This is a genomic window from Zoogloea sp. (genome assembly GCF_041911615.1).
Taxonomy (GTDB): domain Bacteria; phylum Pseudomonadota; class Gammaproteobacteria; order Burkholderiales; family Rhodocyclaceae; genus Zoogloea.
Genome location: NZ_JAYROR010000017.1, coordinates 14,776 through 33,646 on the forward strand (window position 1 = coordinate 14,776; position 18,871 = coordinate 33,646).

23 protein-coding genes are annotated in these 18,871 nt (G+C 67.7%); all 23 read left to right on the top strand.

Features of this window, described 5'->3' with window-relative positions:
• Window positions 1–94: 94 nt before the first annotated feature.
• The gene (locus ACE3P2_RS02520) at window positions 95–592 is read left to right on the top strand and encodes a hypothetical protein (protein WP_374260619.1); all 498 of its coding nucleotides are present in this window, start codon (window positions 95–97) and stop codon (window positions 590–592) included.
• A 189-nt stretch (window positions 593–781) separates the two neighbouring features.
• Window positions 782–1,318, top strand: a complete 537-nt coding sequence (locus tag ACE3P2_RS02525) for a lytic transglycosylase domain-containing protein (protein WP_374260620.1) — start codon at window positions 782–784, stop codon at window positions 1,316–1,318.
• The gene (locus ACE3P2_RS02530) at window positions 1,315–1,992 is read left to right on the top strand and encodes an OmpA family protein (RefSeq protein WP_374260622.1); all 678 of its coding nucleotides are present in this window, start codon (window positions 1,315–1,317) and stop codon (window positions 1,990–1,992) included. Before ACE3P2_RS02525 ends, ACE3P2_RS02530 begins: the two co-directional genes overlap by 4 nt.
• Window positions 1,993–2,126: 134 nt before the next feature.
• A complete protein-coding gene (locus ACE3P2_RS02535) occupies window positions 2,127–2,477 on the top strand; it encodes a hypothetical protein (RefSeq protein ID WP_159690396.1) in 351 nt (116 codons plus the stop codon).
• A 30-nt stretch (window positions 2,478–2,507) separates the two neighbouring features.
• Window positions 2,508–2,807: a type IV conjugative transfer system protein TraL gene (gene traL / locus ACE3P2_RS02540; protein WP_374260625.1), complete on the top strand. Its 300-nt coding sequence runs from the start codon at window positions 2,508–2,510 to the stop codon at window positions 2,805–2,807.
• A gap of 94 nt (window positions 2,808–2,901) precedes the next feature.
• The gene (gene traE / locus ACE3P2_RS02545; RefSeq protein ID WP_138860848.1) at window positions 2,902–3,468 is read left to right on the top strand and encodes a type IV conjugative transfer system protein TraE; all 567 of its coding nucleotides are present in this window, start codon (window positions 2,902–2,904) and stop codon (window positions 3,466–3,468) included.
• Window positions 3,455–4,327, top strand: a complete 873-nt coding sequence (locus ACE3P2_RS02550) for a type-F conjugative transfer system secretin TraK (RefSeq protein ID WP_374260628.1) — start codon at window positions 3,455–3,457, stop codon at window positions 4,325–4,327. The genes traE and ACE3P2_RS02550 overlap by 14 nt, the downstream gene beginning before the upstream one ends.
• Complete coding sequence (locus ACE3P2_RS02555; protein ID WP_374260630.1) at window positions 4,324–5,685, top strand: TrbI/VirB10 family protein; 1,362 nt, start codon at window positions 4,324–4,326, stop codon at window positions 5,683–5,685. Before ACE3P2_RS02550 ends, ACE3P2_RS02555 begins: the two co-directional genes overlap by 4 nt.
• A complete protein-coding gene (locus ACE3P2_RS02560; RefSeq protein WP_374260632.1) occupies window positions 5,672–6,475 on the top strand; it encodes a DsbC family protein in 804 nt (267 codons plus the stop codon). The genes ACE3P2_RS02555 and ACE3P2_RS02560 overlap by 14 nt, the downstream gene beginning before the upstream one ends.
• Window positions 6,472–7,071 (top strand): type IV conjugative transfer system lipoprotein TraV, encoded by a 600-nt coding sequence (gene traV / locus ACE3P2_RS02565; RefSeq protein WP_374260634.1) that lies wholly within the window; start codon window positions 6,472–6,474, stop codon window positions 7,069–7,071. Before ACE3P2_RS02560 ends, traV begins: the two co-directional genes overlap by 4 nt.
• Window positions 7,072–7,078: 7 nt before the next feature.
• A complete protein-coding gene (gene traC, locus ACE3P2_RS02570) occupies window positions 7,079–9,640 on the top strand; it encodes a type IV secretion system protein TraC (protein WP_374260636.1) in 2,562 nt (853 codons plus the stop codon).
• Window positions 9,637–10,017, top strand: a complete 381-nt coding sequence (locus ACE3P2_RS02575; RefSeq protein ID WP_374260639.1) for a hypothetical protein — start codon at window positions 9,637–9,639, stop codon at window positions 10,015–10,017. Before traC ends, ACE3P2_RS02575 begins: the two co-directional genes overlap by 4 nt.
• The gene (locus ACE3P2_RS02580; RefSeq protein WP_374260641.1) at window positions 10,014–10,151 is read left to right on the top strand and encodes a hypothetical protein; all 138 of its coding nucleotides are present in this window, start codon (window positions 10,014–10,016) and stop codon (window positions 10,149–10,151) included. Before ACE3P2_RS02575 ends, ACE3P2_RS02580 begins: the two co-directional genes overlap by 4 nt.
• Window positions 10,152–10,163: 12 nt before the next feature.
• Window positions 10,164–10,604: a conjugative transfer signal peptidase TraF gene (gene traF / locus ACE3P2_RS02585; protein WP_374260643.1), complete on the top strand. Its 441-nt coding sequence runs from the start codon at window positions 10,164–10,166 to the stop codon at window positions 10,602–10,604.
• Window positions 10,605–10,614: 10 nt separating this feature from the next.
• On the top strand, window positions 10,615–11,016 hold the full coding sequence (locus ACE3P2_RS02590) for a hypothetical protein (RefSeq protein WP_374260645.1): 402 nt from the start codon (window positions 10,615–10,617) through the stop codon (window positions 11,014–11,016).
• Entirely contained in the window at window positions 11,013–11,645 is a 633-nt protein-coding gene (traW, locus tag ACE3P2_RS02595) for a type-F conjugative transfer system protein TraW (RefSeq protein WP_374260647.1), read from the top strand. Before ACE3P2_RS02590 ends, traW begins: the two co-directional genes overlap by 4 nt.
• 14 nt (window positions 11,646–11,659) lie before the next feature.
• A complete protein-coding gene (gene traU / locus ACE3P2_RS02600) occupies window positions 11,660–12,664 on the top strand; it encodes a conjugal transfer pilus assembly protein TraU (protein WP_374260649.1) in 1,005 nt (334 codons plus the stop codon).
• On the top strand, window positions 12,651–13,400 hold the full coding sequence (trbC, locus tag ACE3P2_RS02605) for a type-F conjugative transfer system pilin assembly protein TrbC (protein ID WP_374260651.1): 750 nt from the start codon (window positions 12,651–12,653) through the stop codon (window positions 13,398–13,400). The genes traU and trbC overlap by 14 nt, the downstream gene beginning before the upstream one ends.
• Window positions 13,401–13,490: 90 nt before the next feature.
• The gene (traN, locus tag ACE3P2_RS02610; RefSeq protein WP_374260654.1) at window positions 13,491–15,884 is read left to right on the top strand and encodes a type-F conjugative transfer system mating-pair stabilization protein TraN; all 2,394 of its coding nucleotides are present in this window, start codon (window positions 13,491–13,493) and stop codon (window positions 15,882–15,884) included.
• Window positions 15,881–16,252, top strand: coding sequence for a hypothetical protein (locus ACE3P2_RS02615; RefSeq protein ID WP_374260656.1), 372 nt, complete (start codon window positions 15,881–15,883; stop codon window positions 16,250–16,252). Before traN ends, ACE3P2_RS02615 begins: the two co-directional genes overlap by 4 nt.
• Window positions 16,253–16,261: 9 nt before the next feature.
• Window positions 16,262–17,119: a conjugal transfer protein TraF gene (gene traF / locus ACE3P2_RS02620; RefSeq protein ID WP_374260658.1), complete on the top strand. Its 858-nt coding sequence runs from the start codon at window positions 16,262–16,264 to the stop codon at window positions 17,117–17,119.
• 12 nt (window positions 17,120–17,131) lie between these two features.
• Complete coding sequence (locus tag ACE3P2_RS02625; RefSeq protein ID WP_374260661.1) at window positions 17,132–18,592, top strand: conjugal transfer protein TraH; 1,461 nt, start codon at window positions 17,132–17,134, stop codon at window positions 18,590–18,592.
• A gap of 33 nt (window positions 18,593–18,625) precedes the next feature.
• The coding region (locus ACE3P2_RS02630) for a conjugal transfer protein TraG N-terminal domain-containing protein (RefSeq protein ID WP_374260663.1) at window positions 18,626–18,871 on the top strand (246 nt) is incomplete at its 3' end.

An 18,871-nucleotide genomic window follows, 5' to 3' on the forward strand; every position in this document is an offset into this window, starting at 1 on the left:
GACCTTCATTCAGAGGAGACGCAACGGCTCCAACTGCCTACCCTTCGCTCACGTGCTCATACGAGAAAGACCCCCACGGATCGAGGTAGGCACCATGCTCACCGCCACACCAACGACTGATCAATACAACATCGCATCTCCTTCGGAGAAGAGCGAAGCTCACAATGTCATCGAGACGCGCCTTTGGCTCGAGGAGCACGCCTGGCTCTACCGCCTCCTGCGCAGCGAACACAATGTGTCGCCGACCTTCCGCTTCCCCGATCTGATCAGCGCCTGCGTCTCGTTAGTCTTCGAGCATCACGATGCCCCTGCGCGTATCTTCCGGTTTCTCGGGACCGAGTTGGTCCTTCGTTCGCCGCAGACACCGCGCCGCCGTGAATCGATGTGGCGGCCTCAGTACGAGTTGCTGTTGGCGCTGCAGCGCTCGCCGGCCAATCGGCACCCCAACCCCAAGTTCCAACTCGACCAACTGACCACTGCCTGCGTCGCCCTGTGCCGGACAGCGGATGTCTCAGGAGCAGCCCTCCTGCGGCAGGCACGCTGCAATATGGCCGAACGATCCCATCGCGGGCGGGACGCGCCGCCCGGCTGAAACCGTTGTCGCCTCAACGGTTGTCCCTAATCAGCAGCCGTACCCGTTTCTGACCCGCTCGCCCACCTCGCCCGGCCAGACGCCGGACCGACCCGAACCCGACCCTGACCGTCTGCGCACCGCCGACGGCCCAGACCTCGCTGCCCGCTTCCCGGCGGGCCGTTCCGGTTTCGTTTGGAGAGGTGACCCATGCGTCGACTGCCGCAATTTGCTGCCCTGGCTGCCTTCGCCTTCCTGGTGCTCGCACCCACCGGGGCGCAAGCCTGCTGGGAGGAGGCTGCCCGGCGCTACGGCATCTCGGCCGACCTGCTCTATGCCATTGCCCGGGTCGAGTCGAACCTGAATCCCCGGGCGGTAAACCGCTCGCACCTACAGCGCACCGGGTCCTACGACATCGGGCTCATGCAGATCAACAGCGGCCACCTGCGGACCCTGTCCCGCCACGGCATCCGCGAAGCCGATCTCTTCGAGCCCTGCACCAACATCCACGTCGGCGCCTGGCTGCTCGCGGACAGCTTTTCGCGGCGTGGCGCGACGTGGGATGCCGTCGGCGCCTACAACGCGGCCTGCTCGCAACTCGGGGGCAAGGACTGCGTCGAGGCGCGCGCCAAGTATGCCTGGCGGGTGTACCGCCAGTTGCCTCGGCAACGCGGCGCACGCTCGGGTTCGCAGACGGTATCGACAGCGACGCTCCCCGCCCTGATGTCGGTGAGGGTCTCGCCATGACGTCTCGCGTTCTCCATCGCGCCGGTTGGATCGCCGTTGTCGGCTGCTGCACGGCCCTTGCAGCGTCGTGCAGCCTGTTCCGCGCGCAGGAGCCGCTCGATTCCACAACCGGACGGCACCCGACAGCACCCGCACGGTTGGCCCAACTCGACTTCGGCCGCGACGCCGTGTTCACGCAGTGCGTGCCCCCGGCCTGCCCCACACGCACGCCCAAGACCCTTGCCACCGAAGCGCCCAGGCAGTCGATCGACCCTGCCGCGTCACCCGCCCCGGCCGAACCCGTCGCGCCCGCCCCGGGGCAGCCCGCTCCTGCGACGACGGCGCAGTCCTCGCGCACGGTCATTGTGCAGTTCGCCCTGGGCAGCGCGAAGCTGAGCCGCGCCGCGCGTTCCCAGCTGAATGCGGCCATGGACGACCTGTTGCGAGTGCGCCGCATCACGATCATCGGCCGCACCGATAGCGCGGGGCCCTTGGCGTTCAACCAGGAGCTCGCCCTGGCACGCGCCCTCGCGGTTCGCGACCACCTTCTCAGAACGCATCCGGCGCTGGCCGCCACGCTGACCCTGCGCGCCCGCGGCGCGTGCTGCTACATCGCCCCGAACGACACCCTGGCCGGCCGCGCGCAGAACCGCCGGGCCGAGGTGGTCTTCCAGATGAACGAGGAGCAGCCATGACGCTGGGCCAGTCGTTCGAAGACATCGAAGTCCTTCACCCGTCGAGCCCGCGCGCTCCCACCCGCCGGCGCCCTCACACGCCCACCCGTCTCCCCTACCCCCGTTCAACGCCCAATCCATCCCCGGAGGTTTCCATGAACACTGCAGTGCTCGTCGCTTCCCCCCGCGTTTCCCCGCGCAAGCCGATGACCGTCGCGATGCTGCTCGCGACGATCGTGCTCGGCCTCGGCGCCGCCTTTCCCGGCTATGCCCTGGACCTGGTCGCCTTCACCGGCATCACCGGACCGCTCACCTCGGCCCTGACCCAGCTCGCCGATCTGGGGCCGGGAATCAAGGCGCTGGTCGGCTTCATCGGCTTCGTCGTCGCGCTGATTTCCCTCTCCGCGCTGCGCAACTTCGGCCCCGTTCTGTTCTACGTCGGCCTCGCCATCTTCGCCGCCGTCGGCCTCGTGATCGCCGGCGCGATCATGGGCGCGGTCATCTGAACCGCCGGCCGCCAGCCCCGGGAGACCGGCATGCACACCGACACCTACATTCCCCGTCGTTTGGACGACCAGTGGAAGATCGGCTTCTGGGACGTCGATGTCGCGGCGCCGGTCTTCTTCATGTTCTTCGTCGGCTACCTGTCCGGCACGAGGATGTCCTTCGCCATCTGCCTGGCGACGGGCATCTTCCTCTCGCGCTGGGTCGCGCGGCTGAAGGCGGACAAGCACCCGGCCTACGCCCTCCACTGGCTGTACTGGCATCTGCCGGCCACGCCGCTCACCGCGATGCGGGCGACCCCGCCCTCGCACCTGCGCCGCATGGTTGGTTAAGCCCGGAGGAAAAGATGAACCCCCACGCTCACTTCGTTCGCTGCCCCCCAAGGGGGCGTTCAGTGCCCTTCGGGCGGCCGGGCGGGCACTGACCATGGACTTCGAACGGCTCAATGGCGACATCAAGGAGATGCGGCGCCGCAATCGCGGGCTCGGTCTGGCGGTCGGCGTGCTGGCGGCCGGCCAGATCCTCGCCCTGGTGGTCATCCTTAACCTGTTGGGGACGGTACGCACGGTCGTCGTGCCGCCCGCCCTCAACCAGACCTTCTGGGTCACCCGCGACCAGGCCAGCCATGAATACCTCGAGCAGATGGGCAGCTTCATCGCCTGGCTGATCCTGGACGTGACGCCGGCATCGATCGACTGGAAGAAGGACGTCCTGCTGGGCTACGTAGAACCCGAGCAGTACGGCCCGCTCAAGACTCGGCAGGAAGTGGAAGCCGAGCGCCTGAAGCGCATCAACGCCGCCACAGTGTTCGCGCCCCAGCAACTCGTCCCCAGCGAAGCGGCACAGAGCGTTGTCATCCGCGGGCGCCTGCGCACCCTGGTCAACGGCTTCGAGACGGCCAACGAGCTCAAGGCCTACCTGATCGAGTTCAGTTACGCCGGCGCGCGCATGCACCTGAAAGCCTTCAAGGAGGTGCCCTATGCGAGCAAATAGATCAGCAAGCAATCCAGCCACGATTCCGCTGCCACTGCAGCGCATCGGACAGGCATTGTCGGCGATTGCCACGGTCGCCGCGGTGATCCTGGCAGCGCCCGCCCATGCCCTGCAGCTCGTCGAGGCCAGCGACGGCGTTTCCGTCGAAGCCATCCTCTCGATCAAGGAGCCGACGCGGATCCGCGTCGAGAACGCACCGATCACCGACGTGTTCGGCAACATTCTGTCGAGCAACTGCGGCCCGTCTCCGGCGCTGCCCACGAATCCCGGCGCCACAGCGCCTGGGGCCGGCCTGCCGACGGTGAATCCGGGCGGCGAGATCGTGCTGGAGTGCGACCGCGACAAGGGCGAGGTCTATATCCGCCCGGTGGGCGACTCGGCAAAGCCGGTCAATCTGTTCGTCTCGTCGGCCGACGCCACCTACACGCTGCTGCTGCGCCGCGCCGACACGCCGGCCGACACCATCGTCATCCGCGACAAGACGCCGAAGGCGTTCAGGGCGACGGGGGCGACTCAAGCGGCGGCCGGGCCGTCGCCGAATCCCATCCGGGCGATGAAGGCCCTGCTGGTGGCAATGGCCTCGGACCGTGTGCCGGCGGACGTCCAGGTGGAAGAAGTGCACCGCGCGATCCAGCTATGGACGGAAGTGCGCTTCTCCTTGGTACGCCAGTACGAGGGGCGCGGACTGATCGGCGAGAAGTTCCTGCTGCAGAACGTCGGCACCGAACCCATGGTGGTGGCCGAGCAAGAATTTGACCGGGACGGCGGTGAGGTCGCCGGAATCGCCATCGAGCACCACAACCTGCGCCCCGGCGAGAGCACCAGCGTCTACGTGATCCGGCGCGGAGGTGGGCGATGAACGCGCCGCGCCAACCCGCCCACACCCTGCGCGCCCTGCTGGAACGCCTGTCGCCCAAGCAGCGCCAGTACGCGATGCTGGGGGCCATCGTCGCCGGCGGCGTCGGCATCCTCTGGCTGATCTTTGCCTTCACCGGCCCCAGCGCCAGGAACGGCGAAGCCCGCACCGCCGCCGGACAACCCGGCACCGTCACCAACATCGGCGTCATGCCGCCCGGCAGCCAGGTCAACCCCCTGGACCAATGGGTCGGCACGGCCGGACGCAAGCTCGCCCAGTACGAAACCGAGCGTGAGGAGCAAGCACGGCTCAACAAGGACCGCCAAGCCTTCGAGGCGAAGACCCTGCAGCGCTTCGCGGAGCTGGAACAACGGCTCACCTCGGCCCAACAGGCCGCCGCCACACCGGCCCCGCCGAAGCCCGTAGATCCGCCGACATCCCTGCCGCCGGCGCCACCGCCGCCCAAGGCATCATCGGCGGGCGCGATGCCTCCCGGCGCCCCGGGGAGCCTGCCCTCACCCGCGATCGCGCCGGCCATACCCACGATCACCCGCATCTCACTGGGCGATCGATCCCGGGCCAGCACTGGTTCCAGAGCGACATCGAACACAGAAACGGCCCTGGCGTCGGGCGCCGCGGCGCGGACGCCACCTACCCTCTCCACCTTCCTTCCGGTGAGTTTCACGCGCGGCACCTTGTTGGGCGGGCTCGATGCGCCCACCGGCGGCCAGTCCCAGGCCAACCCCCACCCGGTGCTGATCCGCCTCTCGGACAACAGTGTGCTGCCGAATCGCTTCCGCGGCGAATACCGCGACTGCTTCGTGATCGCGGCCGGCTATGGCGACATCAGCTCCGAGCGCGCCTATCTGCGCACCGAGAACCTGTCCTGCGTGCGGGCCGACGGCGCCACGCTGGAAGTGAAGATCCAGGGCAGCGTCTACGGCGAGGACGGCAAGGTCGGCATGCGCGGGCGCCTGGTCACTAAGCAGGGGCAGATGCTCGCCAATGCGCTGCTGGCTGGCGTAGTGAGCGGCATCGGCCAGGGCCTCGCGACCTCGTCGACGGAGTACAGCACCTCGGCGCTGGGCACTGTCGCCAGTGCCACCGGCGCCGAAGCCTACCGTGCCGGCCTCGGCACCGGGGTCGGCAAGGCGCTGGACCGCCTGGCCCAGTACTACATCAAGCTCGCCGAGAACACCTTCCCGGTCATCGAGGTCGATGCCGGCCGCGAGATCGACGTGGTGATCACCAAGGGCGTCCGCATCGACGTGCCGATGGCCGCAAGTACCGCCCCGGCATCGCGCTTCCCCGCCTCTCCCGAAACCCGCTACCTGGAGACCTCCGACGATGGCAACTACTGAAGCCGTGCGTGGCCGCCTCGCGGCGATTGCGCTGGTCACGACGTTCGCAGGCGCATTCCCGCCGGCGCACGCCGCGACGTCCGACGAATCCCGCCTCCTGGCCGCCTTGCAGAAGGCCCATCCCGGCACACGCTTCACCGAGGTCACGCGCTCCCCGGTGGCCGGCCTTTTTGAGGTCTGGATGGACGGCAACGTCGCCTACGTCTCGGCCAGCGCCCCGCGCTATTTCCTGTTCGGCCGGCTGTTCGACACCGAGACCCTGCGGGACCTCACCGGCCCGAAGCTGGCGCAGGCCGCGCGCACGGGCAGCCCGGAAGACTCTGCTGGCGTGCAAGCGCCAATCCCTCCGGTTGCCTTCGACCAGTTGCCGCTGGCCGATGCGATCAAGACGGTGCGCGGCAAGGGCGAGCGCCGGCTCGCCGTCTTCAGCGATCCCAACTGCCCCTACTGCCAGCAGTTGGAGCCGGAGCTGGCGAGCCTCGACAACGTCACCATCTACACCTTCCTCGTGCCCTTCCAGGGCGAGGCGAAACCGATCGCGGTGTGGTGCGCGGCCGATCGTGAGCAGGCCTGGGAGCGCCTGATGCTCCACGGCGACGAGACGCTCCTCAGCCCCGGCGCCGCCTGCGACCACCCCATCGCCCGCAACCTGGAGTTGGCCCGCCGCCTCGGCGTGCAGGGCACGCCCACCCTGGTCTGGGCGGATGGCACGCGGACCGAAGGCTTCGTCGGGCGAGCGGTGCTGGAGGAGCGACTCGCCCAGGCCGGCAGCCGGGAGCGGCAGCCATGAAGGCCCTCGTCCTGCGCATCGCCACCGCCTGCCTGCTCCTCCCCCTGGGTGCCTGCATGAACATGTCGGGACTGGGTGGCGACTCGAAGTACGCCTGCAAGGCGCCCGAAGGGGTCGCCTGCGAATCGGTGTCTGGTACCTATGCCAATGCCCTTCACCACAACCTGCCCAGCCAGCGGGCGCGGCGCACCTCCGCCGTCCGCCAAGAGGAATCCGGCGAGCGGGCTCCCCAAGCGACAACGCGCGCCGCATCTCCCGCAACCGCCGGCGATGCCGGTCCCGGCGTGGCGCCCAGCCCCTTGCGCTCGCAGGCCCGCGTGCTACGCCTGTGGATCAAGCCTTGGGAAGACGCGGATGGTGACCTGTACGACCAGGGCTACGTGTATGTGCAGGTGGACAGCGGCCAATGGCTGATCGACCACATGCAGCGCCAGATCCGTGACGCCTATGCGCCACTGAAGCCGCCGCCGAACTTCCCATCCAAGTCCGTTCCGGATACCGCGACCGAATCGAACCCCGTAGGCAACTCGCCGGCCGCGCCGAGCTTGCTGCAGCGGCCGCCCTTCACCGGAGCCGGCGCCAACCGCGCGCAGTGAGGACGTCATGAGCACCCTGCATCTCGACACCCCTACACCCCGCGGCCGCTCCGAGGCACTGCGCTTCGCCTTCGGCAGGCCGGTGGAGACTCCGGCCGAGCAGTTCGCCAACTGGCTGCCCTACTCCGCCTACCTCGCCGCCGAGAAGATCTTCGTCAATCGCGACAGCATGGGCTTCCTGCTGGAACTCATGCCCCAGTCCGGCGCCGACGAGCGCATGGAGGAAGTCCTGGTCTCGCTCTACGCCAACTGCCCGACCGGCACCGGCATCCAGTTCCACCTCTTCGCCTCGCCCCAGGTGCGGGAGCCCTTGCGCCGCTACGCCAACTTGCGGGTCGAGGACGCGACCCAGGCCGAACAGGCCAAAGCTTGGGGCCGCCCGGCCCGCAACGGCAACCTGTTCAGGAAGCTCGCCCGCCAGCGTGTCGGCCACCTGCTGCAGGGCGCGCAGAAGTCGCTCACGGCGGGCTTCCACTACACGATCCGGGACTTTCGCCTGATGCTCTCCATCGCCTTCCCGGGGCCGGCCTCCGACCTCAACCGGCGCGACGAATTGATGGCGCTGCGCGACTCGATGGCCTCGACGCTGCGTTCGGCCTCCCTCCCGAACCGTGTCTGCGACGCCGCCGACCTGATCAACTGGTGCGCCCTCTTCACCAATCCGGACCGCATCTCGCAGACCGACGCCCCCGACCTGCACTACGACGACGGGCGCGAGCTGCGCGACCAGATCGTGGACTTCGACACTATCCAGGATCCCCATCCGGGCGGCCTCACCCTCTGGAAGGAAGCGAGCTCCGACGTGCTGGAGGCGCGCTTCTACTCGATCAAGAGCTTCCCTGAGCGCTTCGCGCTCTGGCAGATGGGCTCCCTCATCGGCGACCTGATGCAGCCGGCGCTGCAGTACAGCGCGCCCTTCCTGCTCACCCTGGGCGTGCATGTGCTCGACCCCAACGTCACCAAGTCAGTGGTGACCGCCAACCATGTGCGGGCGACGCAGAACGCCAAGTCGAAGATGGCCGACGTCATGCCCGACGTGAAGAAGAAATTGGACGACTGGACCGCCGCGGCCGATGCCATTGACACCGGCGGCAGCCTGGTGAGCCTCTACCACCAGCTCGCGCTCTTCACCGCCCCCGGGAAAGCCGTCGCCGCCCACGAGGCCGCCAACGCCATCTGGCGCGGCCGCGGCTTCCAGCTCAACGCCGACGCCTACATGCACCGCCAAGCGTTGCTGGCCAGCCTCCCCATGACGCTGACCGAGAAGTTCCACAAGGACCTGGTGAAGATGCGCCGGGTCACGCGCAAGACGATGGCCAACGCCATCCACATGGCGCCGCTAATCGCCGAGTGGCGCGGCACGCGCACCCCGGCCTTGGTCTTCGGCGGCCGCCGCGGCCAGCTCATGACCCTGGACATCTTCGACAACGACTTGGGCAACTACAACTTCGCCATCATCGGCGCCCCCGGCTCGGGCAAGTCGGTGCTGATGAACGAGATGGCCTGGTCCTACCGTGCCATCGGCGCCAAGGTCTGGATGCTCGACCTCGGGCGCTCCTTCGAGAAGCTGTGCCGCAAGGCCCAGGGCACCTACATCGAGTTCCGCCCGGACGTCGACATCTGCCTCGACCCGTTCACCCACATCGTCGACATCAATGAAGACATCGACATGCTGGTGCCGGGCATCGCCAAGATGTGCTCGATGCAGCACGCGCTCGAAGAGGTCCAGTACAAGGCGATCTCGGCGATGGTCTTGAAGCTCTGGCGCGAATACGGGAACGACCTGCGCATCACGGGGCTGCGCGATGCCTTCAAGGGCGGGACCATCGAGGAGCTGGGCGTGGTCAATGATCAGCGCATCAAGGACCTCGCCATCATGCTCAACCCCTATGCGCGCGGCGGGCAGTACGAGCGCTTCTTCGAGGGGAAGAACAACGTCGATTTCTCCAATGACTTCATCGTCATCGAGAACGAGGAGCTGAAGCGCCGGCCCGACTTGCATGCAGTGGTCAACATCCTGCTGCTGCACCGGATCACCGGCGAGATGTACCTCACCCGCAACCGGCGCAAGGTGCTGTTCGTCGACGAGTTAAAGCAGCAACTGGGGGACATCGGTGCCGACGATCCCGTCAAGGCAGCCGTCATCGAGGAGGCGGCCCGACGCGCCCGCAAGTACGGCGGCGCCTTGGGCACGGCGACGCAAAGCGCCGACGACTTTTACGGCTCGGCGCAGATGGAGGCCGCCTTTAATTGCTCGGACTGGGTCTTCCTGCTGCGCCAGAAACCCGAGTCCATCGAGATGCTCGACCGCAAGGGCCGGCTCACCATGGACGAGCCGAAAAAGCGCCTCCTGAACTCGCTGCGCACCGAGGCCGGCGTCTTCTCCGAGCTCTACATCTCCTCGCCGGTGGGCGAAGGGGTTGCCCGCGCCATCCTCGATCCGGCCACCCACCTGCTCTTCTCCAACAAGCTCGAGGACAACGCCCCCATCGACGAACTGCGCGCCCAGGGCCTCTCGATCGATGAGGCGATCAGCGAACTGTTGCGGCGCCGGGGGCACGCGGTATGAAAGCGAGCGTTCTCCACTGGCTCGCCCACGGCTTGGTGACGCTGTTCGTGGTGGCCGCATCGCTCGCGGCCTACGACCGCTGGGTGCTGCGGCCGGCCCTGGTCATCGGCGTGGTGGATGTGGCCGAGGTGTACCGCGCCAAGGAAGCCGAGTTCACCCAGATCCTGACCAAGACGCTGAGTCAGCCCCACTCGGAGGAAGACCGGCAGAAGGCGCTCTCAATGGCGAAGACCTTCGCCCAGCGCCTACCGGCCGCCCTCGACGAGCTGCCGCGGGAATGCGGCTGCCTCGTACTCCTCAAGACGGCCGTCGCCGGACCGACGCCGAACACCGTCGACCTGACCGCCCAACTGCGCAGAAAGGTGGAAGCCCCATGAAAGAACCGATCTCCACCGTGGCACTTCAAGTCCCCGCCCGGTCCCTCGTGCGCCGTGCGGTCGACCACTTCGCCGACTTCCTGCGCCACATGCGCCGGCGCTGGTACCTCTATCTGCCGGTCTTCGCGATCTAGGGGCTGGCCTATATGCGGCTCTTCATCGATGCGACGCCGCGGCTGCCCGTGCTATTCAACTGGACGCCCAGCCTGCCCTACCGGGTCGCTCTGCTGGTGAACGATGCCGGGGAACTGCACCGCGGCGACTACGTGGTGTTCGCCTTCGCGGGCGCAGCGCATGCCGACTACCCCGGCTTGCGCGGCCAGCCTTTCTTCAAGATCGTCCGTGGGCTGCCCGGGGATACGGTCAGCGTGCAGGGGCGCGTCGTCGCCATCAACGGGATGCCGGTCGGGGTCGCCAAGACCCACGCCCACGACCGGCGCCCCCTGGCGCCGATTGCGCCCACGGTCATTCCGCCCGGCTACTTCTACGTGCAGGGCACCAGTCCCGACTCCTTCGATTCGCGTTATGCCGCGAGCGGGCTGGTTCGCGCCGATCAGGTGATCGGCCGCGCGGTGCCGCTGTTCTGACGAGGCCGGCATGAAACATCGCACCACGCCGATGTCGCGGCTCGCCCCCCGGCTCGCCGCCATCCTCCTGGCCACCACCTCCGCCGCTCTGCCGGTCTGGGGACAAACCAGTCCGGCGCGCGGCCCGCTGCCGAAATCGGATGCCCACGCCGACGAGATGCCGCTCGACGACTACCTGGGCTTGCTACAGCGGATCGCCCCCGCCGCCGAAGCCGGGGCCCGGGCTTACCTGGCGGTATTCCAGCGGCGCTGCGGCCGCCCCATGCGCACCAGCGAGTTGCGCCGCGCCCTTTCCCAGGGCGACGGCGACCCGGTGCTGCTGGGGCTGATCCGCGCCAGCCACCTGCGGGATGCGGCGGGAGAAGCCCAATGGGCCCAGCAGGTGCGCTGCCCGGGCGGGAGCACGCCATGACTGCACTCAAGATGCTCGTCGTCGCGGCGGGTCTGAGCCTGCTTGCGTCCACGGCGTTCGCCGTGGAGCTGGATGCCATCGGCCCGACCTACGAGATCAGCGAACCCCACCTGCTGCAGATGATCGAGCGGCGCTTGCGGGACATGGAACGCAGCGGCGAACTCAAGCGCCTGGAGGAGCAAGCCCGGGTCCGCGGCATCGAGTCCGTGAAGCACCCGCCGCCGGTGACGGGCCCGCACCCCACCGAAACCGCGCGGACCTACTACGTCGATCCGAGCTTCACCCTCGATCGCAACATTCTCGGTCCCCAAGGCGAGCTGCTGTTTGCCGCCGGGACGCGCAAGAACCCGCTGGAGGTGGTGTCGCTGTCCCAGCACCTGCTGTTCTTCGACGCCCGCGACCCGCGCCAGGTCGGCCGGGCGCGGCAGCTGATGGCGTCGTACCGGGGACGCGTCAAGCCCATCCTGGTGGGCGGCTCCTACCTGGACCTGATGAAGTCCTGGCGCATCCCCATCTACTACGACCAGCACGGCCTGCTCACGCGCCGCCTGGGCATCGCCCAGGTGCCGGCCCTGGTCTCCCAGGAGGGGCTGCGGCTGCGGGTCGATGAACTGGAGCTCGCGCGATGACCCGGCGTCTGCCTATGCTGCCCTTCGTCCTGGCGTTGCTCGTCGGCCTCGCCACCCTGCCGGCCCGGGCCGCCGGGGCCGCCACCTGCACCGGCAAGTTCCCCAACCCGATCACCGACATCTGCTGGTCCTGCATCCTGCCGATCAGCATCGGCAGCGCCCGCGTTGCCAACTTCGGCGACCAGGAAGACACCGACAACCCGTCCAGCCCGGTCTGCAGTTGCGGCGTGAATCCGGCGATCGGGCTCTCCATCGGCTTCTGGGAGCCCGCCCGGCACGTCGAAGCGGTGCGGAAGCCCTTCTGCCTCGTCTCCTTGGGCGGCGTCGACATCGACCCGGGCATCCCGGCGCCGGAGGCCGCGCGCTTCACCCGCCCGGAAGGCGATGGCGACGGCGGCAGCTTCTACCAAGCGCACTTCTACGTAAACCCGGTGATGTACTGGCTGGAGGTAGTCACGGACTTCCCCTGCCTGGAGAAGGGCTCATTCGACCTTGCCTACCTCACTGAGGTCGACCCGCTGTGGAATGACGACGAGCTCACCCTGATCCTCAACCCGGATGCCGTGCTCTTCGCCAATCCGGTCGCCATCGCCGCTTGCGCGGCCGACTGCGTCGCCGCCTCGGTAGGCTTCGGCCTCAGGGAGCTCTTCTGGTGCGCCGGCTGCCAGGGCGGCATCTACCCGCTGGACGGCCACGTGCCCTACCACTTGGGCGGCGTGCGCACCGCCGCCCTGATGGCCCAGCGCCTGACCGCGAAGATGCACCGCGAACTGATCGCCTGGGGCTGGCACGGGACGCCCGGCCTGTGCGGACCGTACTTCGAGCCGGTCATGGACAAGACCGCCTACAAAACCCAGCTCACCTACCCGATCCCCAGCACCGCGAAAGAGGCCGGCCGCTGCTGCCAGCCCTTCGGCCGCACCACCGTGCTCTGGGGCGCCGGCAAGGAATACCCGGTGCGCGGCGAGGACTTCGCCTTCATGTTGTTTCGCAAAAGGAACTGCTGTGTCGGCTTTTAATCCGGCCCTTCCCGCCCTCGCCTTCGCTGCTGTGCTGGCGGCGAGCGCCCAGACTCTGGCGCAGAACCCGCCGCTCGTCACCGACGCGGACATCGAACGGGTCCGCCGCGAACAGCCGACGATCTCCGATCAGGATATCGAGCAGGTGCGGCAGCGACATCGCATGCTGAGCGACGCCGAACCGCAAGCCGCGCCGGTGCCGGCCCCACCCCACATCGACGCACTGCCGACGCCAGCGGCCCGTGCCCCGATCGACCTCGAAGCCCTCGCGCGGGGCTATGCATCGCAAGCGCAGGAGATGAGCCGAGCAGAGGGACTGGCGTCCGGGCCGGGACTCCTGGTGTTCGTCAGCATCTCCATGCCGCAGCCTACGCTGCAGCGCCTCATCGACCAGGCCGCACGCGCCCAGGCTTCGATCGTCCTCCGGGGCTTCGCCGACGGGTCGCTGCGCACCACCGTCGCCCAGGTGCAGCGCCTCATCGGCGACCGGCAAGTGGCGGTGCAAATCGATCCGCAGACCTTCGACCGCTATGCCGTCACCCGGGTCCCGACCTTCGTGCTGGTGCGCGAGGGCACCCGTCCGGTCGCCTGCGCCGGCGGCAGCTGCGCGTCAGCCGAAGGCTTCCTGCGGACCTCCGGCGACGTCAGCCTGGACTACGCGCTGGAGTACATGCAGCGGTCGGCACCCGGGTTCGCCCCGGTGGCCGACATCTTCCTGAAGCGGATTCGCGGATAGGACGGAGCGATGAACGGCCCCCACGCTCACGTTCGTTCGCTGCCCCCCGCGGGGGTGCCAGCCTCCTTGAGGCGGCTCGGCGGAGGCTGGATGCGTCGCTGGGTCATCTGGATCACGCTCTGCTGCTTCGTCACCACGCAGACCGCTGCCGTGGCCGGCCCGTTCGAGGAAGGCACCGCAGCCGGCCAGGCGGCCAACCCCGTGATCCGGGGGACGGTCAATGCGCCGAGCGCATCGAGCGCCGTCCCGGGCTATACCACCACGCCGCCGGAAACCGCGTATTACGGCCAGCCCAGCCTGGCGGGGTCGGCCAATGCCCGCCTGACCGCCTGCGCCACCGCGACCGGCGATCCCGTCTGCGAGGCTCAGCGCGGGGCGATGACGTCGGCCAACACGCCGCGCGAGGCCATCTCGCCCTACGACCCGGCAGTGAGCGCCGCCCGAGCCATCGCCGCCGACCCCGCGACGACCCTGGAAGACATCGCCACCTATTACAGCGGCTGCCAGGTGGATAGCGTCGCCACGCCCACCACCGAAAACCGCGTCTGCCGCCAGTACAGCGGCACCTCGCCTTACGCCTGCACGCGCTCCTTGAGCGTATCGGTGTCGCGCACCAGCAGTTGCACACCGGGCAACTGGTTCGCCCACGCCGCTTCGGGCCGCACCGGCCTGGATGTGCAGTGCATACCGGACAGGCCTGCCAGCCAACAGCATTTCCGGGTGACCGACCGGGGTACGCCCTTGGCGTACTTCGACCTCGATATGACCACGCCGCTGACGTTTCCCCGCACGGTCGCGACGCTCCCCGGCAGCGGCTCATGGTGGTGGTGGGGCAGCGGCCAGAACGGCCTGTGGGTCGCCGACAACCAGTGCGTCGGCGACAGTTGTCGGCTGACCGCCATGGTCGCCCAGGAATACCGGCGCATCTGCACCGATGGAGGCGGCGACGCGGGCTTCGGGGACTGCGTGCTGGAGCGCCCCTTCCTCGAAGTCTATGGTGCTTGCCGGTCCGGGAGCCAGAGTGGCGACAACATCCTGCCCTGGTGGGGTTGGGGCTGGGGCGGCGACATTTCCTCCTTCGAGGCGTCCGCCTGCTATGCGCCGTCCGCGACGGCGTCCGGACTCATCGGCTATGACGTGACGGGCACCGTGCCCAGCTACTTCTGGACCAAGGACGCGCAACGTCCCGTGGTCGGCTGGCGGATCAATCCGGCCTATGGGTCGATTCCGCAGATGGTCCTGAATTACGAACGGCCCCACACAACGGTGACCGAAACCGATCGATGGGACGACCAGTGCCCCGCGCTGGACGCCGGTGGCCGCTGCACGGTAGCGGGAACCGCGCGCTGCGTCGACGGCCCGGCCACCAAGGAGGTGAACGGCGCGTCCGTATCGCGTGCCTGTTGGCAGTACGAGACGACGCTCGCCTGCGCGCAAGCCGCCGCGACTGACGAGTGCGCCCCCCTCATTGCGGCCGGTTGTGCCCCCACAGGCACCGTATGCCGGCAGATGAACGCTGCCACCGGCATCTGCGAGATCACCGAGAACACCTACACCTGCCCGGTGCCGCCGGGCACCACCGTCACGGCAACGAACTGCCCGGCGAACGTCTTCTGCGTCGCCGGAAACTGCTTTAACACCACCTACACCAACGACGCCGATTTCGCCCGTTCGATGTCCCTGATGGAGGCCGCACGCGAAGCGGGCGTGTACCTCGACACCGACAACATGCAGGTCTTCAAGGGCGAGGGCAACCGCTGCCGCGACCGGATGTTCAAGAACTGCTGCTATTCCGACTCGGCCGGCGCCGGCATGACCAATCAGAGCCTGTTCGGCACCGGCTCGCGCCTGGTTTACGACGTGCTGATGAACGCCGACAACCGCGAGTTCCTGTACCAAGGAATGCAAGCGCTGCTGCTCGGCGGGGGCTTCAGCGGCACCTTCACCACCTACGGCGTCACCGTGGCCGTCAATGGCGCCGCCCTGCCCGCCGGCTCGGCGGTCCTTTATGCGGGCGACAGCCTGGTGATCGCCTTCGATCCCTGGTCGCTCGCCATCGCCGTGGTCATCTACATCGTCATGTCCATGTCGTCCTGCAACGAGGAGGAAGGCAAGCTCGCGATGAAGGAAGGGGCCGGGCTCTGCCACAAGGTTGGCACGTGGTGCTCCTCCTGCATCCGCGTTTTCGGCAAATGCGTCGCCTGCATCGAGCACACCACCGGCAAGTGCTGCTTCAACAGCAAGCTCGCGCGCATCGTCAACGAACAGGGCCGCGTGCAGGTCGGCAAGGGCTGGGGCTCCGGCAAGAACCCCGACTGCTCGGGCTTCACCATCGCCCAACTCCAGCGCCTGGACTTCGCGGCGATGGACCTCACGGAGTTCTATGCCTCGATCGTCCCCACGCTGCCCAATGTCGGCGCGATCCAGGGCAGCAATGCTGCGCGCCTCACCGCCTGCTACTACGGACAGGGGAAATGCCAATGAAGCTTATCTATGCCGCAGCGCTGGCCGTGCTCGCGTCGCCCGTCCTCGCCGATGACGTGCTCCGCACCCGGGTGCCCGATGCGCGCCCGGTGATGCTGGCCGCCCTCCAGGCGACCGACGGGCAGGCACACGGGATCCTCACCGGCGAGATGGCCGATGCAATCACCAAGCGCTTTGGTGCCACCTCGCCGATCTACATCGACGTGGCGACCGAGAAGCGCTACGCCCAGGCCGGGTGCAGCCGCCTGAAGGTCACGTTCTGGCAGGACGGCGTCCGCCTGCCCGGCGCCACGACCCCACGCCGGCAGACGATGGACTTCGGCATCGACTACTGCCTCGACGGCCGGCCGCCGCAATCCCTGAAGTAGCGGTCCGGCATGAAACGTTCCGCGTTCCCCGCGTCCGTCCGCTTGCCGTTGGCGCTGGCCTTGCTGCTCGGCGCCGGCACCGCGTTGGCACAGGATGCCCAAGATACCACGCGCTACTGGTCCGACCAGTGGCGCGGCTGGCATTTCTATGAGGAGCCCTCCGCCGAGGAACGAGAACGTCCGCCGCCGGACAAGGCCCTCCCCGCGGTGCCAGCGGCGCTGCCCTTGAAAGCCCCGGAACTGGTCGAATTCGAACGTCTGCAGAAAACCCTGGAGGACACCCGCAACATCGCCATCATGCGGCCGACCGAGGCGAACGTGCGGCGCTACATGGAACTCGAGTCCCAGGTTGTCGCGCGTGCCTCCTATTTCGCCGACATCGCCCAGCGGGTGGCCTGGGCGACGCCCGAGCTCGATCCGACCCTCCAGGGGCGACCGGTCAACGCCAAGGCGCTGGAGGTGTTCGAGCAGACCCAGCAGGCCGGGCGTTCCCGCGCGATCGCGGACCTGGGCGCAGACCATGTCCTGCTCTTCTTCTATCGCTCAGACTGCCCCTACTGCCATGCCTTCGCGCCGATCCTGGCCGCTTTTCAGGCGCGCCACGGCATCCAGGTCGTCGCCGTCAGCATGGACGGAGGTCCGATGCCGGGCTTCCCCGAGGCGCGCCCGGACAACGGCATCGCCACCACCCTGCAGGTCACCCAGGTGCCCGCCGTTTTCCTGGCCCAGCCCTTCACCGGAACGATCACGCCCATCGGCTTCGGCGTGCTCTCCGAATCCCAGTTGCTAGAGCGTCTCGCCATTGTCTCGACTCCGCAGGGCGAGGCGATGCTGCCCAGCGCGACCCGGCAGATCGACCTTCGATAGGAGTCCACCAACATGCCCACCCTGCCGCGCCCAACGTTCCCTTCCCTCACGCGCCGGACGGCTGCGTTCGCGCTGGCCGCCCTGCTGCTCGCCACCTCCGCCCCCCTGCATGCCGGCGACCTCAACGCGGAGGTTAACGACATGTTCAACAACCTCGGCGCCATCGGCAATTACACCGCGCCCGGCGCCTTCCGCGGCCAAACCTTCAACACCTATGCCGGCGGCAACCTGATGATGCGCTCGCCCAACAAGGTCTATCAACTCGCAGCCATCCAGTTCCCCAGCGCCAAGGCAGGCTGCGGTGGCATCGACGTCTTCGGCGGCAGCTTCAGCCACATCTCGGCCGAGGAGTTCAAAAACATGCTGAGGAACATCACGGCGGCGCTGCCCGGCATCGCCTTCCAATTGGCGCTCGAAGCGGTTTCGCCACTGCTGGGCGGTCTCACCAAGTGGGCCAAGGGCCTGGAAACCTGGATCAACAATGCCCGCATCAACTCGTGCGAGACCGCCAAGGCCATCGTCAGCACCGCCGCCGAGTCGCTCGGCTACAGCTCGCAGGAAACCTGCGCCGACCTCGCCATCGAGATGGGTCTGGAGAGCGACCGCGATGCGGCGCGCCGGCGCTGCGCCACCGACCGGCCCAGCATCCTGTCCTCGGCGCGGGCCTCCAGCGATCCGAACGTGAAGAACAAGGCCCCTTTCGTCGGCAACCTCACGTGGAAAGCGTTGCAGTACACCGGCTCCTATCTCGACGACCAGGAGCGCGAGCTGATCATGAGCATGGTCGGCACGATCATCTACTACCCGGAGGAATCGGCGCGTGACCCCGAGCCGATTGCGCCCACCCTCACGTCGATCAGCCAGTTGCTCTACGGCCAGAGCGCGGCGAGCGGCACGGACGTCATCCAGCACATGCTGAAGTGCAACGACTACACCAACTGCGACGTGGTGACGCTGAACACCGGGTACACCCACACGCCCTTCACTGCCAAGGTGGAGACGATGATGCGTTCCATCGCCGAGAAGATCGCCTCGCGGACCGCCATCCCCAACAACTCGACCGAGGTCGGGTTCGTGAACCAGACCACCGAGCCGGTCTACAAGATGCTGTCCATCGGCACCAGCATCCCGGGCTCCGGCCTCTCCGACAGCCTGATCGCCCAGTACCGCGACGTCATCGCCGCCGACTACGCCTACATCTTCCTCGAACGCAACCTGCGTCTGGGCATGGCCGCCCTGGACAAGAACTACACGTTGCAGCAGACGCAACGCGACCAGGCCAACCAGATCCGCCAGCGTGCCCAGGCGATGCTGCTGCAGCTGTCGCAAGAAAAGAACCTGCTCTACCAGAAGGTGGGCTCCTTCCGGGCCGTGTCCAGCCACCTGGAAGAGCTCGAACGCCAACTGCGTTCCAGCATGCCGCAGCACGTGATGGACATGCTCGGGCAGCAGGCCGCCTATCTGGCGCAGTAGCGCAGACGGAATCGCGCGAGGAGAGGGAGCGCCATGTGGGAAATCTACGCCTACCAGAATGCCGATAGCCTGTTCGGTGTCTTCAATGCCGCCGCGGCAATCCATGCATCGGGCGACTACCTGTCGGCGGTCGCCGCTGTCGCCTTCTGCGGCTTCGTCGCGGCGCTCATCGCCTACGCCTTCGCCCCCGAGAAATTGCAGGGCTGGAAGTGGTTGGGCACGGTGGTGCTGGTGTTCTCGGTGCTGATCGTACCCAAGGTCACCGTGGGCATCGTCGAC

What these genes read in the sequence shown, in the direction of transcription:
- ACE3P2_RS02520 (WP_374260619.1), top strand. Translation starts at nt 95, where the DNA reads ATGCTCACCGCCACACCAACGACTGATCAATACAACATCGCATCTCCT.
- ACE3P2_RS02525 (WP_374260620.1), top strand. Translation starts at nt 782, where the DNA reads ATGCGTCGACTGCCGCAATTTGCTGCCCTGGCTGCCTTCGCCTTCCTG.
- ACE3P2_RS02530 (WP_374260622.1), top strand. Translation starts at nt 1,315, where the DNA reads ATGACGTCTCGCGTTCTCCATCGCGCCGGTTGGATCGCCGTTGTCGGC.
- ACE3P2_RS02535 (WP_159690396.1), top strand. Translation starts at nt 2,127, where the DNA reads ATGAACACTGCAGTGCTCGTCGCTTCCCCCCGCGTTTCCCCGCGCAAG.
- traL (WP_374260625.1), top strand. Translation starts at nt 2,508, where the DNA reads ATGCACACCGACACCTACATTCCCCGTCGTTTGGACGACCAGTGGAAG.
- traE (WP_138860848.1), top strand. Translation starts at nt 2,902, where the DNA reads ATGGACTTCGAACGGCTCAATGGCGACATCAAGGAGATGCGGCGCCGC.
- ACE3P2_RS02550 (WP_374260628.1), top strand. Translation starts at nt 3,455, where the DNA reads ATGCGAGCAAATAGATCAGCAAGCAATCCAGCCACGATTCCGCTGCCA.
- ACE3P2_RS02555 (WP_374260630.1), top strand. Translation starts at nt 4,324, where the DNA reads ATGAACGCGCCGCGCCAACCCGCCCACACCCTGCGCGCCCTGCTGGAA.
- ACE3P2_RS02560 (WP_374260632.1), top strand. Translation starts at nt 5,672, where the DNA reads ATGGCAACTACTGAAGCCGTGCGTGGCCGCCTCGCGGCGATTGCGCTG.
- traV (WP_374260634.1), top strand. Translation starts at nt 6,472, where the DNA reads ATGAAGGCCCTCGTCCTGCGCATCGCCACCGCCTGCCTGCTCCTCCCC.
- traC (WP_374260636.1), top strand. Translation starts at nt 7,079, where the DNA reads ATGAGCACCCTGCATCTCGACACCCCTACACCCCGCGGCCGCTCCGAG.
- ACE3P2_RS02575 (WP_374260639.1), top strand. Translation starts at nt 9,637, where the DNA reads ATGAAAGCGAGCGTTCTCCACTGGCTCGCCCACGGCTTGGTGACGCTG.
- ACE3P2_RS02580 (WP_374260641.1), top strand. Translation starts at nt 10,014, where the DNA reads ATGAAAGAACCGATCTCCACCGTGGCACTTCAAGTCCCCGCCCGGTCC.
- traF (WP_374260643.1), top strand. Translation starts at nt 10,164, where the DNA reads ATGCGGCTCTTCATCGATGCGACGCCGCGGCTGCCCGTGCTATTCAAC.
- ACE3P2_RS02590 (WP_374260645.1), top strand. Translation starts at nt 10,615, where the DNA reads ATGAAACATCGCACCACGCCGATGTCGCGGCTCGCCCCCCGGCTCGCC.
- traW (WP_374260647.1), top strand. Translation starts at nt 11,013, where the DNA reads ATGACTGCACTCAAGATGCTCGTCGTCGCGGCGGGTCTGAGCCTGCTT.
- traU (WP_374260649.1), top strand. Translation starts at nt 11,660, where the DNA reads ATGCTGCCCTTCGTCCTGGCGTTGCTCGTCGGCCTCGCCACCCTGCCG.
- traN (WP_374260654.1), top strand. Translation starts at nt 13,491, where the DNA reads ATGCGTCGCTGGGTCATCTGGATCACGCTCTGCTGCTTCGTCACCACG.
- ACE3P2_RS02615 (WP_374260656.1), top strand. Translation starts at nt 15,881, where the DNA reads ATGAAGCTTATCTATGCCGCAGCGCTGGCCGTGCTCGCGTCGCCCGTC.
- traF (WP_374260658.1), top strand. Translation starts at nt 16,262, where the DNA reads ATGAAACGTTCCGCGTTCCCCGCGTCCGTCCGCTTGCCGTTGGCGCTG.
- ACE3P2_RS02625 (WP_374260661.1), top strand. Translation starts at nt 17,132, where the DNA reads ATGCCCACCCTGCCGCGCCCAACGTTCCCTTCCCTCACGCGCCGGACG.